15 protein-coding genes and 1 riboswitch are annotated in these 15,951 nt (G+C 69.1%); of the genes, 9 read left to right on the forward strand and 6 right to left on the reverse strand.

From position 1 onward, the window contains the following. Window positions 1-6 precede the first annotated feature (6 nt). A complete protein-coding gene (gene nagA, locus PV734_RS30240; protein WP_319292821.1) occupies window positions 7-1,137 on the reverse strand; it encodes an N-acetylglucosamine-6-phosphate deacetylase in 1,131 nt (376 codons plus the stop codon). Between the two features lie 71 nt (window positions 1,138-1,208). After that, complete coding sequence (locus PV734_RS30245; RefSeq protein ID WP_319292823.1) at window positions 1,209-2,156, reverse strand: ROK family protein; 948 nt, start codon at window positions 2,154-2,156, stop codon at window positions 1,209-1,211. A 144-nt stretch (window positions 2,157-2,300) separates the two neighbouring features. Between PV734_RS30245 and PV734_RS30250 the strand changes: the two genes are divergently transcribed. The 3 genes from PV734_RS30250 to otsB all read left to right on the forward strand — a co-directional run bounded on the left by PV734_RS30250 (window position 2,301) and on the right by otsB (window position 4,892). Further along, window positions 2,301-3,554: an extracellular solute-binding protein gene (locus tag PV734_RS30250; protein WP_319292825.1), complete on the forward strand. Its 1,254-nt coding sequence runs from the start codon at window positions 2,301-2,303 to the stop codon at window positions 3,552-3,554. Window positions 3,555-3,644: 90 nt separating this feature from the next. Continuing rightward, window positions 3,645-3,884, forward strand: a complete 240-nt coding sequence (locus tag PV734_RS30255; protein WP_319097204.1) for a DUF3263 domain-containing protein — start codon at window positions 3,645-3,647, stop codon at window positions 3,882-3,884. Between the two features lie 150 nt (window positions 3,885-4,034). Further along, window positions 4,035-4,892 carry a trehalose-phosphatase gene (otsB, locus tag PV734_RS30260; protein ID WP_319292826.1) on the forward strand — a complete coding sequence of 286 codons (858 nt, stop codon included), beginning with the start codon at window positions 4,035-4,037 and terminating at the stop codon, window positions 4,890-4,892. A gap of 3 nt (window positions 4,893-4,895) precedes the next feature. Here otsB and PV734_RS30265 read toward each other — a convergent pair whose 3' ends face one another. Continuing rightward, entirely contained in the window at window positions 4,896-6,317 is a 1,422-nt protein-coding gene (locus PV734_RS30265; protein WP_319292827.1) for a trehalose-6-phosphate synthase, read from the reverse strand. A 109-nt stretch (window positions 6,318-6,426) separates the two neighbouring features. Continuing rightward, the gene (locus PV734_RS30270) at window positions 6,427-7,371 is read right to left on the reverse strand and encodes a glucosyl-3-phosphoglycerate synthase (protein ID WP_319097207.1); all 945 of its coding nucleotides are present in this window, start codon (window positions 7,369-7,371) and stop codon (window positions 6,427-6,429) included. A 161-nt stretch (window positions 7,372-7,532) separates the two neighbouring features. Then, window positions 7,533-7,680, forward strand: a riboswitch (SAM riboswitch). Window positions 7,681-7,695: 15 nt separating this feature from the next. Between PV734_RS30270 and thrC the strand changes: the two genes are divergently transcribed. The 6 genes from thrC to PV734_RS30300 all read left to right on the forward strand — a co-directional run bounded on the left by thrC (window position 7,696) and on the right by PV734_RS30300 (window position 14,993). Then, window positions 7,696-9,009 (forward strand): threonine synthase, encoded by a 1,314-nt coding sequence (gene thrC, locus PV734_RS30275; protein ID WP_319097208.1) that lies wholly within the window; start codon window positions 7,696-7,698, stop codon window positions 9,007-9,009. Window positions 9,010-9,125: 116 nt separating this feature from the next. Next, window positions 9,126-9,401, forward strand: a complete 276-nt coding sequence (locus PV734_RS30280; RefSeq protein WP_319097210.1) for a MoaD/ThiS family protein — start codon at window positions 9,126-9,128, stop codon at window positions 9,399-9,401. Window positions 9,402-9,843: 442 nt separating this feature from the next. Continuing rightward, window positions 9,844-10,050 (forward strand): cold-shock protein, encoded by a 207-nt coding sequence (locus PV734_RS30285; protein ID WP_319292829.1) that lies wholly within the window; start codon window positions 9,844-9,846, stop codon window positions 10,048-10,050. A 391-nt stretch (window positions 10,051-10,441) separates the two neighbouring features. Then, a complete protein-coding gene (gene groL, locus PV734_RS30290; RefSeq protein ID WP_319097211.1) occupies window positions 10,442-12,070 on the forward strand; it encodes a chaperonin GroEL in 1,629 nt (542 codons plus the stop codon). 266 nt (window positions 12,071-12,336) lie between these two features. Next, window positions 12,337-13,461 carry an NADH:flavin oxidoreductase gene (locus PV734_RS30295; protein WP_319292831.1) on the forward strand — a complete coding sequence of 375 codons (1,125 nt, stop codon included), beginning with the start codon at window positions 12,337-12,339 and terminating at the stop codon, window positions 13,459-13,461. 353 nt (window positions 13,462-13,814) lie between these two features. Then, window positions 13,815-14,993, forward strand: coding sequence for a DUF4157 domain-containing protein (locus tag PV734_RS30300; RefSeq protein WP_319292833.1), 1,179 nt, complete (start codon window positions 13,815-13,817; stop codon window positions 14,991-14,993). 42 nt (window positions 14,994-15,035) lie between these two features. Here PV734_RS30300 and PV734_RS30305 read toward each other — a convergent pair whose 3' ends face one another. Further along, window positions 15,036-15,254: a hypothetical protein gene (locus PV734_RS30305; protein ID WP_319292835.1), complete on the reverse strand. Its 219-nt coding sequence runs from the start codon at window positions 15,252-15,254 to the stop codon at window positions 15,036-15,038. Next, a complete protein-coding gene (locus PV734_RS30310; protein ID WP_319292837.1) occupies window positions 15,244-15,912 on the reverse strand; it encodes a Uma2 family endonuclease in 669 nt (222 codons plus the stop codon). Before PV734_RS30310 ends, PV734_RS30305 begins: the two co-directional genes overlap by 11 nt. Window positions 15,913-15,951 lie beyond the last annotated feature (39 nt).

Below are 15,951 nucleotides of genomic sequence, written 5' to 3' on the forward strand. Positions count from 1 at the left end.
GGCAGGTCAAGGCAGTTGGGGCTTTACTACCCAACTCCCCTTGCGCATCACTCCCTTGATTGTGAAGTCCGCGTCCAGCAGGACGAGGTCCGCGTCCTTGCCCGGTTCCAGGGAGCCCACCTGGTCGTACATCCCCAGCAGCCGGGCCGGGTTGGCGGACAGCGCGGCGACCGTGTCCGTGACCGGGAGCCGGTCGACGGTGACCGCCCGCTTGAAGGCGCGGTCCAGGGTGAGCGTCGAGCCGGCGATCGAACCGCCCTCGACCAGCCGCGCCACACCCTCGCTGACCTCGACCTCCAGTGGGCCGAGCAGATAGCGGCCGTCGCCGAAGCCGGCGGCGTCCATCGCGTCGGTGATGAACGCCACGCGGTCCGCGCCCGCGTGGTGGAACGCGAGTTGGAGGGCCGCCGGGTGCAGGTGCGTGCCGTCGTTGATGAGTTCGACCGTCACCCGGTCGTCTTCGAGGAGGGCGGTGATCGGGCCGGGATCGCGGTGCCCGAGGGGCGGCATCGCGTTGAAGAGGTGCGTGGCGACGGTGGCGCCCGCGTCGATGGCCTCCACCGTCTGCTCGTACGTCGCGTCCGTGTGCCCGATCGCCGCGAGGACGCCGTGCTCGACGAGCAGCCGTACGGAGTCGAGGCCGCCCGGCAGTTCGGTGGCGAGGGTGAGCATCACGGCCCGGCCGCGCGCCGCGTCGATCAGCTTCCGTACGTCGGCCGGGTCCGGGTCGCGCAGCAGCGCCTCGGAGTGGGCGCCCTTGCGGCACGGGGAGATGAAGGGGCCCTCGAAGTGGACGCCGGCGATGTCGCCCTGCTCGGCGAGCTCGGAGAGGAGGCCGGCCCGGGCGGCGAGGGTGTCCATGTCGCCGGTGACGGTGCTGGCGACGAGGGTGGTGGTGCCGTGGGTCCGGTGGGTGTGGACGCCCTTGAGCACGTCTTCGGCGGTGCCCGAGGTGAAGGAGGCTCCGCCGCCGCCGTGGTTGTGGAGGTCGACGAAGCCGGGGACCACCCAGTGGTCGCGGACGTCGATCCGCTGGGCGTTCTCGTGGGGGTGTGCGGCGAGTTTGGTGCCCTCGACGGTCAGTTGACCGCCGTCGGTGATTCCTGTGGGGAGTACTACTCGGGCGCCGGTGAGCACGAGGCCGTGAGGTGGGCGCGGGTCCGTTGGGGCTGGTCGCGCAGTTCCCCGCGCCCCTGGGTGGGTTGCCATCAGGGCGTTGCCTCCGTGAGGTCGGGGTCGGTGATGGTCAGGAGGTCCCAGGCGAGGAGGCCCGCTCCCAGGCAGCCTGCCCTGTCTCCCAGGGCCGCGGGAGCGATGGCCGGGAGCTTCTGGAAGGTGATCCGTTCCTGTACGGCTGTGCGCAGCGGTGTGAACAACGTGTCGCCCGCCTCCGCCAGGCCGCCGCCGATGATCAGGGTGCGGGGGTCGAGGAGGGTGAGGGCGGTGACCAGGCCGTCGGCGAGGGCGTCAACAGCTTGCTGCCAGATCTCGCGGGCGCGCGGGTCGCCGGAGTCGACGGCTCTGGCGCAGTCCGCCGCGTCCGCGCCCGGGGTTCCGGTTGCCTCGGCCCACGCCTCGCTCACCGCCGACGCCGACGCGTACCGTTCCAGACAGCCGCGCTGGCCGCACGGGCACAGGGTGCCGCCGGGCCGCACGACGATGTGGCCGACCTCGCCGGCGAAGCCGTGCGCGCCCGCCTCCACCCGGCCGTCGACGCCGATCGCGCCCGCGATGCCGGTGCCGAGGGCGATGAAGAAGAACCGGTCGGCTCCCTGACCTGCCCCGATGCGCCCCTCCGCGAGACCGCCCGTCCGGACGTCGTGGCCCAGGGCGACCGGCAGGCCGAGCCGTTCGCCGAGCAGCTCGCGCAGCGGTACGTCACGCCAGCCGAGGTTGGCCGCGTAGACGGCGAGGCCGCGCTCGGCGTCGACGATGCCGGGCACCGAGACTCCGGCGGCGGCGGCGCTCTCGCCCAGGTGGGCGATCCCGTGCGCGCGCAGGTCGGCGGCGAAGCCGAGGATCGCCTCGACCACGGCGTCGGGGCCGCGCTCGCGGCCGGTCGCCCGGCGCGCCTGGTGGAGCAGAGCGCCGTCCGGCCCGATGAGGGCGGCTTTCATCGCGGTGCCGCCCACGTCGAGGGCGATGACATGTCTCACGGGGACAGTGTGGCCCGTAGACCCGGAAGAGGTCTAGTCCACTCACGTGGTGTAGACCTTATGGAGTCAAGAAATTGAACGTACCAATGAATACATATGTGAACGACCAGTGGGGATTTTGCAGTGCAACGGCGCAGGACAGGCATGATCGCGGCGGTGTCCGCACTCGGGATGACGGCGGCCCTCGGCGGTTGCGGAGCCGTCGGCTCGGGTGACGTCACACTGAAGCTGGTCGCCGCGGACTACGGCGACTCCGACGCCAACAGCTCCCAGAAGTACTGGGACAAGCTGGTCGGCGAGTACGAGGACGCCCACCCCGGTGTGAAGGTCGACGTCAGCGTCTACTCCTGGAACGACGTCGACCGCAAGGTCAAGGAGATGGTCGCCGCCGGTGACACGCCCGACCTGGCACAGATCGGCGCCTACGCCGACTACGCGGCCAAGGGCGAGCTGTACCAGGCCGACGACCTGCTCTCCATCCCGACGCAGGCCGACTTCGTCGCCCAGTTGGCCGACGCCGGAGAGATCAGGCGCACCCAGTACGGCATGCCCTTCGCCGCCTCCACCCGCCTCCTCTTCTACAACAAGAAGCTCTTCACCGAGGCCGGCCTCACCCCGCCCACCACCTGGAGCGAGCTGGCCGCCGACGCCGCCACGCTCAAGGAGAAGGGCGTGAAGTACCCGTATGCCCTCCCGCTGGGGCCCGAGGAGGCGCAGGCCGAGACCATGCAGTGGCTGCTCAGCGGCGGCGAGGGCTACACCAGCGAGGTCGGCACCTACGGCATCGACTCCCCGCAGAACATCAGGACGTTCACCTGGCTCAAGGACGAACTCGTCGACAAGGGCCTCACCGGCTCCGTCGCCCCCGGCAGCCTCAACCGGGCCGCGGCCTTCGCCGCCTTCGCGCGCGGCGAGGTCGGCATGCTCAACGGCCACCCCTCGCTGATGAAGATCGCGGCGGCCAAGGGGGTCGAGTTCGGGATGGTGCCGATGCCGGGACGGGAACGCTCGACGCGGTCCGCGATGGGTGTCGCCGACTGGATGATGGCCTTCAAGAAGAACGGCCACCGCAACGAGATCGGCGGATTCCTCGACTTCGTCTACGAGAAGAAGAACGTGCTCGCCTTCTCCCGCGAGTACGACCTCCTCCCGGTCACCAGCTCCGCCTCCAGGACGATGTCCGCCGCCGCCGAGGACAGGGATCTCGCCCCCTTCCTGAGGGAACTCCCGACCGCCCAGCTCTACCCGGTCGGCAAGACGTCGTGGGCGCAGGTCAACGCGGACATCAAGCAGCGGATCGGTACGGCGTTCTCGGCGAACGGCGATCCGGCCACGGTTCTCGCCGAGCTGCAGACGCGGGCCAACGCGGCGGAGACCGAGGAGGAGAACGCCCAGTAGGGCACCGGTGGGCCGTCGCCGGGCCGTTGTCGGGCCGTTGTCGGGTCGGCGCCGGGCCGGGTGTCAGTGGCGGGGGTTACGGTGCTTTCCATGGGCGTGGACGGGGAGCAGTTGGGGCGACGGGAGCAGGACATTCTCGCGCTGGAGCGCCGGGGGTTCGCGGGGCCGGGGGCGAAGGAGCGGGCGATTCGTGAGGAGCTGGGGTTGGTGCCGGTGCGGTACTACCAGCTGCTGAACGCGCTGCTGGATGATCGGCGGGCGTTGGAGTGTGATCCGGTGACGGTGAACAGGTTGCGGAGGGTGCGGGAGGCCCGGCGGGGTGAGCGGTAGGTGAGGCCGGGTTTTCTCGCCCCCGCCGCCCCTACCCGTCCCATCCCGTTCCCGGGGGCTGCGCCCCCGGACCCCCCTTCGCGCCGAAAGCGCTCGTCCTCAAACGCCGGACGGGCTGAAGGGCCCGGGCGGGGCTGGGATGCTGGACCCATGGACTCGCTTCCCACGCCCCTGACGCAGGCCGGCCGTGACGGGCTGGACGCCATTCTTGCCGAGCCCGGTGGTGCCGTTGTCGCCCTCGATTTCGATGGCACGCTCGCTCCGATCGTGGCCGATCCCGAGCAGGCCCGTGCTCACCCCGGTGTCCTCCCCGCCCTGTCCACGCTCGCCCCCAGGGTCGCCTCCGTGGCCGTTCTCACCGGGCGTCCCGCCGGGGTCGCGGTTCGGCACGGTGGGTTCGCGGGTGTGCCGGGGCTCGAACATCTCGTCGTCCTCGGTCACTACGGCACCGAACGCTGGGACGCCGTGACCGGCACCGTCACCGCCCCCGCCCCGCACCCCGGCGTCGCCGCCGTCCGTGCCGAACTGCCCGGGTTCCTGGAAGAGCTCGGTGCCTGGCAGGGCACCTGGATCGAGGAGAAGGGCCGGGCCGTCGCCGTGCACACGCGGCGCGCGGCCGATCCGCAGGCCGCGTTCGAGGCCCTGCGCGAACCCCTCGCCGACCTGGCGACCCGCCACGGACTGATCGTCGAACCCGGCCGCCTCGTCCTGGAGCTGCGCCCACCCGGCATGGACAAGGGCGTCGCCCTGGAGGAGTACGTCCGCGAGACCGGCGCCACCTCGGTCCTCTACGCCGGCGACGACCTCGGCGACCTCCCGGCGTTCGCGGCGGTGGAGAAGCTCCGCCAGAACGGCCTGCCCGGCGGCATCCCCGGTCTGCTCGTCTGCAGCGGCAACAGCACCGAGGCCGTGACGGAGCTGGCGGAACGCGCCGACCTGGTTGTCGACGGTCCCGAGGGTGTCGTACGGCTGCTGACCACCCTCGGACAGGCCGTCGTCGGTCGTTAGTCGTTAGTCGCTGAGCGCGTTCAACTGGTCCAGGAACCACTGGGCCGGCGGCAGCGCGGTCGCCGCTGCGGCCAGTCGTTTCGTGCGTTCCGCGCGTTCGGCTGCGCCCATCGTCAGGGCCTCCTCCAGTGCCCGTGCCGTCTGGACGACGTCGTACGGGTTCACCACGATCGCGTCCTCGCCCAGCTCCTCGTACGCTCCCGCCTCCCGCGACAGCACCAGCGCGCACCCCTCGTCGGAGACCACCGGGATCTCCTTGGCGACGAGGTTCATGCCGTCGCGGATGGGGTTGACGAGGGCCACGTCGGCGAGGCGGTAGGCGGCCAGTGAGCGGGCGAAGTCGTCCTTGACGTGGAGGACCACCGGAGTCCAAGTCGGTGTTCCGTAGGTCGAGTTGATGTCGTCCGCCACCCGCTGCACCTCGGCCGTGTAGTCACGGTAGACCGCCAGGTCCTGGCGGGAGGGGTACGCGAAAGCCACGTGCACGACCCGCTCGCGCCACTCCGGGTGGTCTTCCAGTAGCTGCCGGTACGCCAGCAGGCCCCGCACGATGTTCTTCGACAGCTCCGTACGGTCCACCCGCACGATTGTCCTTCGGTCACCGTCGCCGCCGATCTCCTCGCGCAGGGCGGTCATCCGCTCCTCGACGTCCGGCTCGTGCGCGCGCCTGCGCAGGAAGTCCGCGTCCGCGCCCAGACCGTGCACGCCGATCCGTGTGTCGCCGATGCCGCCGACCAGGTCCGTACAGCAGGCGGTGAACGCGTCCGCCCACCGCCGGGTGAGGAAGCCGAGGCGGTCCGCGCCGAGCATGCCGCGAAGGAGCTGCTCGGAGATGTCGTACGGCAGCATCCGGAAGTAGTCCGCCGGTGCCCACGGTGTGTGTGAGAAGTGGCCGATGCGCAGATCCGGGCGGAGCGAGCGCAGCATGCCCGGGACCAGGCACAGGTGGTAGTCCTGGACCACCACCGACGCGCCCTCGGCCGCCTCCGCCGCCAGTGCCTCGGCGAACGCCCGGTTGTAGGCCTCGTACGACGCCCACTGACGCCGGAACTCCGCGTCGAAGACCGGCTCCAGCGGGGTCTGGTACAGCATGTGGTTCACGAACCACAGCACCGAGTTGGCGATGCCGTTGTAGGCGTCGGAGTGCACCGTCTCGTCGATGTCCAGCATCCGTACGTGCTGCCCGCCGGTCGCGTCCACGGACAGCCGCCGGCCGCCGTGAGAGCGTCGCACCGCCTCACGGTCGCCGTCGGACAGCGCCGAGCACACCCACAGGGAGCCTGTGTCGGTGCCGATCGCGGACAGGCCGGAGACCAGCCCGCCGCCACCGCGCCTGGCGGCCAGCGAGCCGTCCTCCTGCACCTCGTACGAGACCGGGCCGCGGTTGGACGCGACCAGTACCTGCATGGAAGCCGTGGAAGCCATACGCCACAACCTAGCCCGGCCCGGAAACACTCAAACGTACACACGTACGCCTCAGCCGTATACAAGCCGCCCGGGCCGGTGCACCGGCCCGGGCGGGGCCAGGCGCGGGCTAGGCGGCCTTTCGCCTCGCGTACTCCGCGATCTCCGCCATCGGCGGGCGTTCCTCCGTGTCCACCGAGTACGTCCGGGGCTCGAAACCGTCCTCTCCGCGCTCGAACTGGGTGAGCGAGGGGCGGATCAGATGGCCCCGGGCCAGCCGGAGCTGCGCGGTGCGGTAGATCGCGGCGGACATCCGGCCGAGGGCCTGGCCGTCCTGGTGGCGGTGCTTGCGCACACCCACGTCGACCTGCGCCAGCGCGTCCAGGCCCACCAGGTGCAGGGCGTCGATCAGCATGCCCAGCTCGACGCCGTAGCCGACGGGGAACGGGAGCTGTTCGAGGAGTGAGCGGCGGGCCGCGTACTCGCCGCCGAGCGGCTGGACGAAGCCGGCCAGCTGCGGCCAGTGCATGTTGAGGAGGGGGCGGGCCATGAGTTCCGTCACCCGGCCGCCCTGGCCGGCCGCCTGACCGAGCGGGCGGTCGTACATCGCCTTGACGAGGTCCACACCGGGGTCCGTGAGCAGGGGGCCCACGATCCCCGAGACGAAGTCCGACGAGAACTCCTTGAGGTCCGCGTCGACGAAGCAGACGATGTCGCCGCTGGTGACCAGGAGCGAGCGCCACAGGACCTCGCCCTTGCCCGGTACGGCCGGGATGCGCGGCAGGATGTCGTCGCGGTGGACGACCCGGGCGCCCGCCGCGGCGGCCACCTCGGAGGTACGGTCGGTCGATCCCGAGTCGATGACCACGATCTCGTCGACGAGCGGGACCTTCAGCATCAGGTCACGGCGGATGACGGCGACGATCTCACCGACGGTCTCCTCCTCGTTGAGCGCGGGCAGTACGACACTCACCGTGGCGTTCGAGGAACGCTTCGCGGCGATCAGCTTCTTCAGCGGGCGGTCGCGGGCGGACCAGGAGCGCGTGCTCAGCCAGCGTTCGACGTCTTCCAGCACGTGCGGCTCTCCCTTACGTTGCATGGGGGGAAGCGCGATCTTGTATCTCGCGGTTCGGACGGCTCCCACCACCATCCAAGCCTTCGGTTACAGTCTTGAACAACGCGGGTGACCATCGCATGTCCGAGGTCACCTCTGTTCACAACCTCACAACTTCATACCGCTCATCCAGAGGGGCAGAGGGATACGGCCCGATGAAGCCCCGGCAACCCTCCAGCCGATCCTGTCGCATCTCATGTGGCGAGGCTCCCGGCTCGGGAAGGTGCCAAATCCGTCTCATGGCGAAACGCGTCGTGAGGAAGATGAGGAAAGGGCTTCGCCTCCATGGCTGCGCAAACTGTCGAGAGCACCGAGAGCACCACTTCCGGCTCCGTCACCCCTGTTGATCTCGGCCCCGCCGCCGCACTCTCCTGTCGTGAATGCGGTCACCGGGTCCCCCTCGGTCCGGTGTTCGCCTGCGAGGAGTGTTTCGGCCCGCTGGAGATCGCCTACGACTTCGCCGTCCACTCGGCGGCCGACACCGAGGAACTCCGCAAGCGCATCGAAGCGGGACCCGCGAACATCTGGCGTTACGCGCCCCTGCTGCCAGTTCCCGCGAACGTCGCCGAGAAGCCGAACATCAACCCCGGCTGGACCAAGCTCGTCCAGGCCGACAACCTCGCCCGCGAGCTGGGTGTCGACGCCGGCAAGCTCTTCGTGAAGGACGACTCAGGCAACCCGACGCACTCCTTCAAGGACCGGGTCGTCGCCCAGGCCCTGGAGGCCGCCCGCGCCTTCGGCTTCACCACCCTCTCCTGCTCCTCCACGGGCAACCTGGCCGGTGCCGTCGGCGCCGCCGCCGCCCGGGCGGGCCTGCGCTCCTGCGTGTTCATCCCGCACGACCTGGAGCAGGGCAAGGTCGTCATGGCCGCGGTGTACGGCGGCGAGCTCGTCGGCATCGAGGGCAACTACGACGACGTGAACCGCTTCTGCTCCGAGCTGATCGGCGACCCGGCCGGCGAGGGCTGGGGCTTCGTCAACGTCAACCTGCGCCCGTACTACGCGGAGGGCAGCAAGACCCTGGCGTACGAGATCTGCGAGCAGCTCGGCTGGCGGCTGCCGGACCAGCTCGTCGTGCCCATCGCCTCCGGGTCGCAGCTCACGAAGATCGACAAGGGGCTGCAGGAGCTGATCAAGCTCGGGCTCGTCGAGGACAAGCCGTACAAGATCTTCGGCGCCCAGGCGGAGGGCTGCTCGCCGGTGTCCGTGGCCTACAAGGCCGGGCAGGACGTCGTACGGCCGCAGAAGCCCAACACCATCGCCAAGTCGCTGGCGATCGGCAACCCGGCGGACGGGCCGTACGTGCTGGACATCGCGCGGCGGACGGGGGGAGCGGTTGAGGACGTCAACGATGAGCAGGTCGTTGACGCGATTCGGCTGCTCGCGCGTACGGAGGGGATCTTCGCGGAGACCGCCGGTGGGGTGACCGTGGGTGTCACGAAGAAGCTGATCGAGAACGGGTTGCTGGACCCGACCCTCACCACTGTTGTGCTGAACACCGGGGACGGTCTGAAGACGTTGGACGCGGTGGCGGACGTCGGCCTGACCGCGACCATTCGGCCCAGCCTTGAGTCGTTCCACGCGGCCGGACTCGCGTAAGAGGTGTTTCGTTCGTCTGCGGGCTCGTGGGGGCTGGTCGCGCCCACGCGGCGGTAGCCGCAGATCCAGCGCAGCCCCGCGCCCCTAGGTATGTCACCTGACCGGAGGTTTTCACCGTGAGCGTTTCTGTCCGCATCCCTACCATCCTCCGCACCTACACCGGTGGACAGGCCGAGGTGACCGCCGAAGGGGGGAACCTGGCCGAGGTCATCGCCGATCTGGAGAAGAACCACACCGGGATCGCCGCCCGGGTGCTCGACGACCAGGGCAAGCTGCGTCGCTTCGTCAACGTGTACGTCAACGACGACGACGTCCGCTTCGAGCAGGGGCTGGAGACGGCGACGCCGGACGGTGCCGGGGTGTCGATCATTCCCGCGGTCGCCGGCGGCTGATACCCGCGAGTAGTAACCGTCGGTAACATCGATTACCGAGAGTTCATCGAATTGCCCCCTCCGTGAGAGAAGCGGAGGGGGCAATTCTGTATGGTTGAGCGCGGTACAGTTGGGGAAGCCGCACCATCTCGCTCGCCGCACGCGTATTGATTCCTGCCGCGCACCCAACGAGAAGTAGCCAAAGTGTGCAGGCATTTTGCGTTCTTTGTTCTCTTTGTGGGGCCCGGCTTGCCCTGAATCCGCGTGAATTCTCCGCATATTTCCTGACCTGGCGTGCCCGGATTTCTCGTCCAATTGACCTGTTGCAGAGGGCAGTTGGACAGATACATTCGGCCGCGGTCGACGCGTTCCGGCGCACACCTCCACCGGTTGGGGGGGTGAGGTCTGACCCGGATCCGCGAAGTGCGGATCCGTGCAAGGGCCAGTAATAGGGGAGTTAGGCATGGCTCAGGGCACCGTCAAGTGGTTCAACGCGGAGAAGGGGTACGGCTTCATCGCGGTCGACGGTGGTGCGGATGTTTTCGTCCACTACAGCGCGATTCAGATGGACGGCTACCGCACCCTCGAGGAAGGTCAGCGGGTCGATTTCGAGATCTCGCAGGGCCAGAAGGGGCCGCAGGCGGACATGGTCCGTCTGGCGATCACCTGAAGCACGCGCCGGAGCACGCGCAGCGACGTTCTTCTTCCTTCATCGAAGGATTTCGATGGGCTCGTACCTCGTGGGACCTCACGGGGTGCGGGCCCATCGGCATGTCCGCAGGTGATGTCCGCAGGTGATGTCCGATGCCGCTTCGGTGTTGCTACCGGGCCGTAGCCACCCCCCTGTTCACCTGCGGATCTTCGAGAGCCGCTTGCACTCGGCAGGGGCGAGTGCTAATCATTGGCGTTAGCACTCTGAAGGTGAGAGTGATAACGAAGGACCGGGTGGGTGAGGCCCGCAGGCCAGGTGGTGCAAGGAATCACCAGGGCAGGCAGGCCGTCCGTCGCGGGCGCCAGCGCGGTCCGGAGCAATCCACCCCAGTCCGGGAGGACCACTTCACATGGCCAAGATCATCGCGTTCGACGAGGAGGCACGGCGCGGTCTCGAGCGCGGGATGAACCAGCTCGCCGACGCCGTCAAGGTCACCCTCGGCCCCAAGGGCCGCAACGTCGTCCTCGAGAAGAAGTGGGGCGCCCCCACGATCACCAACGATGGTGTTTCCATCGCCAAGGAGATCGAGCTCGAGGACCCTTACGAGAAGATCGGCGCCGAGCTGGTCAAGGAAGTCGCGAAGAAGACGGACGACGTAGCCGGTGACGGCACGACGACCGCGACCGTCCTGGCCCAGGCGCTGGTCCGCGAAGGCCTGCGCAACGTGGCCGCGGGTGCGAACCCGATGGCCCTGAAGCGCGGTATCGAGAAGGCCGTCGAGGCCGTCTCCGGTGCGCTGCTCGACCAGGCGAAGGAGGTCGAGACGAAGGAGCAGATCGCTTCGACCGCCTCCATCTCCGCCGCCGACACGCAGATCGGCGAGCTCATCGCCGAGGCGATGGACAAGGTCGGCAAGGAAGGCGTCATCACCGTCGAGGAGTCCCAGACCTTCGGTCTGGAGCTGGAACTCACCGAGGGCATGCGCTTCGACAAGGGCTACATCTCGGCGTACTTCGCGACCGACATGGAGCGCATGGAGGCGTCGCTCGAGGACCCCTACATCCTCATCGCCAACTCCAAGATCTCCTCGGTCAAGGACCTGCTCCCGCTCCTGGAGAAGGTCATGCAGTCGGGCAAGCCGCTGCTGATCATCGCCGAGGACGTGGAGGGCGAGGCCCTCTCGACCCTGGTCGTCAACAAGATCCGCGGGACCTTCAAGTCCGTCGCGGTCAAGGCCCCAGGCTTCGGTGACCGCCGCAAGGCGATGCTGAACGACATCGCGATCCTCACGGGTGGCGAGGTCATCTCCGAGGAGGTCGGTCTCAAGCTCGAGAACACCTCCCTGGACCTCCTGGGCCGTGCGCGCAAGGTCGTCATCACCAAGGACGAGACCACGATCGTCGACGGCGGCGGCTCCGCCGACCAGGTCGCCGGCCGGGTCAACCAGATCCGCGCCGAGATCGAGAACTCGGACAGCGACTACGACCGCGAGAAGCTGCAGGAGCGCCTGGCGAAGCTCGCCGGCGGTGTTGCGGTCATCAAGGCCGGTGCCGCGACCGAGGTCGAGCTCAAGGAGCGCAAGCACCGCATCGAGGACGCCGTTCGCAACGCGAAGGCGGCCGTCGAGGAGGGCATCGTCGCCGGTGGTGGCGTGGCCCTGCTGCAGGCCTCCTCGGTCTTCGAGAAGCTGGAGCTGACGGGTGACGAGGCGACCGGCGCGAACGCCGTACGTCTCGCCCTGGAGGCCCCGCTCAAGCAGATCGCCGTCAACGGTGGCCTTGAGGGCGGCGTCATCGTCGAGAAGGTGCGCAACCTTCCCGTCGGCCACGGCCTCAACGCCGCGACCGGTGAGTACGTCGACATGATCGCCGAGGGCATCATCGACCCGGCGAAGGTGACGCGCTCCGCGCTGCAGAACGCCGCGTCGATCGCCGCGCTGTTCCTCACCACCGAGGCCGTCATCGCCGACAAGCCGGAGAAGGCGGGCGCCGGCGCCGGTGCCGGTGGCGGCATGCCGGGCGGTGACATGGACTTCTGATCGACCTCTGGTTGATCACCGTCCTTCGTACCGAGGGCGGCACCCTTCCCCACGCGGGGAGGGTGCCGCCCTCGGGCGTTTGCGGGGCCCTGAGTCAGCCCCCGAGGTGTCGCCCGTAGTGGCCGGGATCACAGCAGGCGTCCCGGGCGGGAGGAATGGAGGGCCGGAGGGCTGTAGTTGATGCACATGCAAGCAGTTGTGCGTAACCGCATCTCCCGCTCGTTTCCCGTTCCCTTTCCACCCGTCCCGTTTCCAGGAGCCCCCACGTGACAGCCCCCGCCCAGACCTCCCGCGCGGCCCAGATCCTGTCGCGGCCCGTCACGCTCAACGGCCTGACCGTGCCGAACCGGATCGTGATGGCGCCGATGACGCGCAAGTTCTCGCCCGGTGGTGTCCCCGGTGAGGACGTGGTCTCGTACTACTCGCGCCGCGCGGGCGCCGGGGTCGGTCTGATCGTCACCGAGGGGACGTACGTCGGACACGACTCCGCCGGTGACAGCGACCGCGTACCCCGGTTCCACGGCGAGGAGCAGCTCGCGGGCTGGGCGAAGGTCGCCGACGCCGTGCACGCGGCCGGCGGGAAGATCGTGCCGCAGCTGTGGCACATCGGCATGGACAGGGCGGCCGGGCAGCCCCCGTTCGTCGACGCCCCGCCGGTCGGCCCGTCGGGTCTGCGGCTGGACGGCACCGCCGGCGCCGGCAAGGAGATGACGCAGGAGGACCTGGACGACGTCATCGACGCGTTCGTCGCCGCCGCGGTGGCCGCCGAGCGCATCGGCTTCGACGGGGTCGAGCTGCACGGCGCCCACGGCTACCTGATCGACCAGTTCCTGTGGTCCACCACCAACCGCCGCACGGACGCGTACGGAGGTGACCTGGTCGCCCGTACGAAGTTCGCGACGGAGATCGTGGCCGCCGTACGCGAGGCCGTGTCCGCGTCCTTCCCGATCATCTTCCGGTACTCGCAGTGGAAGTCGGGCGCCTTCGACGCGCGCCTCGGCGAGACCCCAGAGGAGCTGGAGTCGATCCTGACCCCGCTCGCGGCGGCCGGCGTCGACGCCTTCCACGCCTCCACGCGCCGCTACTGGCTCCCGGAGTTCGACGGCTCGGACCTCAACCTGGCCGGCTGGACGAAGAAGCTCACCGGCAAGCCGACGATCACCGTCGGCTCGGTCGGCCTCGACGGCGACTTCATCCGCGGGTTCGCGGGCGAGGGCTCCCCGGTCAAGAGCATCGACGACCTCCTGGACCGCCTGGAGAACGAGGAGTTCGACCTCGTCGCGGTCGGCCGCGCGCTGCTCCAGGACCCGGAGTGGGCGGCGAAGGTCCTGGAGGGCAGGACGGGCGAGCTGACGGCGTACGACGCGTCCGCGCTGGAGTCGTTGAGCTGAGCCTGCGGCCAAGCCGGGCTGAGCAGGGAGCAGGGAGCAGGGAGCAGGGAGCAGGGAGCAGGGAGCAGGGAGTAGGGAGTAGGGCCGGGGACTGGAAACGGAGCATCGGCTTCCGTGCCGGTCCCCGGCCCGCTGTCGTCGTGAACGCGCACCAGAAGGGCAGCAGGTCTGCCCGTGCGGATCTTGCCGCGACCTCTGCGCTGTCGTAGAACGGGAAGCAAACTCCCTCGCTTCGGAAGAGGACTCGCGTGCATCACCTAGGACATGGACACGCTCGCAGGAGCGGACAGCCCTCGACCGCGTCGCGTGTCGGCACGCCTCGCGCGGGACTGTCGAGCGCCTGGCTGACCCACTTGCAGCGTGTCGCGGCCAACGGGAGTGGACGCGGCGACCGTGAGGAAGAGGTCGCGGACCACGCCCAGGTGCAGCGCGTCGCCGTGGACAACGCCCTGCAGTCGCCGTGGCGCCCGCTGGAGCCCGGCCTTAAGAACGAGATGCAGGCACGTTTCGACGGCGCCGACTTCAGCGGGGTCAGGGTGCACGACGGAGCCGCCGCGCGGGAGGCGGCGGCGGCCGTCGAGGCCAGGGCGTTCACCACGGGTCAGGACATCGTCGACGGTGGCGGGATGAGCCAGAAGGACTGGGCGCACGAGCTGGCACACACGCTCGACCAGCAGAAGGGGCCCGTCCCGGGCGTGGACAACGGCGCCGGTCTGAGCATCTCGGAGGAGGCGGACAGCGGCGAGCGTCACGCTGTCGACACGGCGGAACGGGTCATGCAGGGGCCCGCGCCCGTCCAGCGGATCGCCTCCGACGGCCGGACGAACGATGGCGGCGCCAGGACGAACGATGGCGAGCAGCACCAGCACGGGCATGCCTGCGGGCATGACGTGCAGCGGGTCGCGACCGGTGGTGTCGCGACCGGTGGTGTCGCGGTCCAGCGCACCCGGCGGGTGACCCCGGAGGACGTGGAGGCGGCCCGGTCGGCTTCGGCCCTGACACGGACCGCCCGGCTGCTGCGGTCGCAGGGCAAGGACGACATGGCCGCCAAGCTGGAGAACCAGCTGGAGGTATCGCTTCCCGTGCCTATGCAGGGGACGGTCGCGTTCGCCAACGACATGACGGTCCAGGAGCGCAGTGGCGGCCGTTACAAGCTCACCCTGGATCTCTCGACGATGCTGTACTCCGTGGCACTTCGCGCGGACCGCAAGACGTACGGGGCACCGTCACTGGCGAACGGCAAATTCAACTTCGTGATCCCCGTCCGGAAGCCGGGCAAGATCATGGCTTCGCAGGTCGGCACCGGTAACGAGGAGGGGCATTCCGCGCTCGCCAAGGCCACGAAGCAGGGTGACGGGCACGTGTACTGGGCGGGCACCGCCGTGTTCACCAACGGTGTCCTGGAAAAATGGACGAACGACAGCGGCCACTACAGGCCCACGGGCGCCGACGCGGGCCAGTTGGCCGGCATCACGGGTGGCTTCCCCGCCGACAAGTACAAGAACTTCGACGACCCGGGCGCGGCGGACTGATTCCCGCGTTGAGCGCTGTCCAGCCCCGTTTTTGATCTCTGCTCAGCGCTCGCCTTCGTCACCGGCCGGACGGTCTTCCCGCTCGGCCGCCGTCCCCGCCCCTTCCGCTTCCGGGGGACTCAGGAAACGTACGACAGCGGTGTTTCCCGCGCTGCGTTGCAGAGCGGCCAGCCGGTCGAGGACGCCGCTCTCCGGCGCGGACGGCGCCGGCCTGTTGCCCACGCTCGGGCTGCCTGGTTCTTCCAGCGGGTCAGTCGGCATAGTCCTTGAGTTTCTCGGTGTCGAGGGTGATGCCCACGGGGGCGGGGATGTCGACGGTCGCTCCCCAGGGGGAGGCGGCGGTCTGCCGGTACTGTCCGTCCTTCGGTTCGCTGAACACGGTGACGGTGTTGTTGTCGCGGTCGATGAGGAGATAGACGGGGATGTCGGCCGCCGCGTAGCCGAGGGGCTTGTCGATGCGGTCGCGCTTGTTCGTGTCTCTGTCGAGGGTGGTGATTTCGAGAGCCATCAGGATGCCGACGGAGTCGGACCATTCGCTGTGCCCCCTGAAATGGTCCACCGGTACGAGGGTCCCGTCCGGGCGAGCGCGTCCGTTGCGGTCGGCCTCGATCCTGATGCCGGGACGGGGCATGAGGTTCAGGTCGGGCCGCTGCAGCAGGAACTGACGGAGCAGCCACATGAAGATGCAGCTATGGTCGCCGTCGGACATGGCCTTGACCTCTAGTTTTCCGGTGAGGTACTCCATCCGTACGGTCTCGGGTGCCCGCCGCTCCAACTCCTCGAAGTCTTCGACACCTAGCGGTTCCTGTATGCGGAGCATCCCGTCGACGAGTTCGAGCCGTACGTTCGCGGGGGCCTTGCGGGCCAGCTCTTCGAAGTCCTCCTGGGACATCTGCGGGCGCCTGGTGCCAAAGGTCATGGTGGGATCGCCTCCTTCCCACCATGGTGCCCCGGGGCG

This window comes from Streptomyces sp. AK08-02 (assembly GCF_033795085.1).
Taxonomy (GTDB): domain Bacteria; phylum Actinomycetota; class Actinomycetes; order Streptomycetales; family Streptomycetaceae; genus Streptomyces; species Streptomyces echiniscabiei.

What these genes read in the sequence shown, in the direction of transcription:
- PV734_RS30250 (WP_319292825.1), top strand. Translation starts at nt 2,301, where the DNA reads ATGATCGCGGCGGTGTCCGCACTCGGGATGACGGCGGCCCTCGGCGGT.
- PV734_RS30255 (WP_319097204.1), top strand. Translation starts at nt 3,645, where the DNA reads ATGGGCGTGGACGGGGAGCAGTTGGGGCGACGGGAGCAGGACATTCTC.
- otsB (WP_319292826.1), top strand. Translation starts at nt 4,035, where the DNA reads ATGGACTCGCTTCCCACGCCCCTGACGCAGGCCGGCCGTGACGGGCTG.
- PV734_RS30265 (WP_319292827.1), bottom strand. Translation starts at nt 6,317, where the DNA reads ATGGCTTCCACGGCTTCCATGCAGGTACTGGTCGCGTCCAACCGCGGC.
- thrC (WP_319097208.1), top strand. Translation starts at nt 7,696, where the DNA reads ATGGCTGCGCAAACTGTCGAGAGCACCGAGAGCACCACTTCCGGCTCC.
- PV734_RS30285 (WP_319292829.1), top strand. Translation starts at nt 9,844, where the DNA reads ATGGCTCAGGGCACCGTCAAGTGGTTCAACGCGGAGAAGGGGTACGGC.
- groL (WP_319097211.1), top strand. Translation starts at nt 10,442, where the DNA reads ATGGCCAAGATCATCGCGTTCGACGAGGAGGCACGGCGCGGTCTCGAG.
- PV734_RS30305 (WP_319292835.1), bottom strand. Translation starts at nt 15,254, where the DNA reads ATGCCGACTGACCCGCTGGAAGAACCAGGCAGCCCGAGCGTGGGCAAC.
- PV734_RS30310 (WP_319292837.1), bottom strand. Translation starts at nt 15,912, where the DNA reads ATGACCTTTGGCACCAGGCGCCCGCAGATGTCCCAGGAGGACTTCGAA.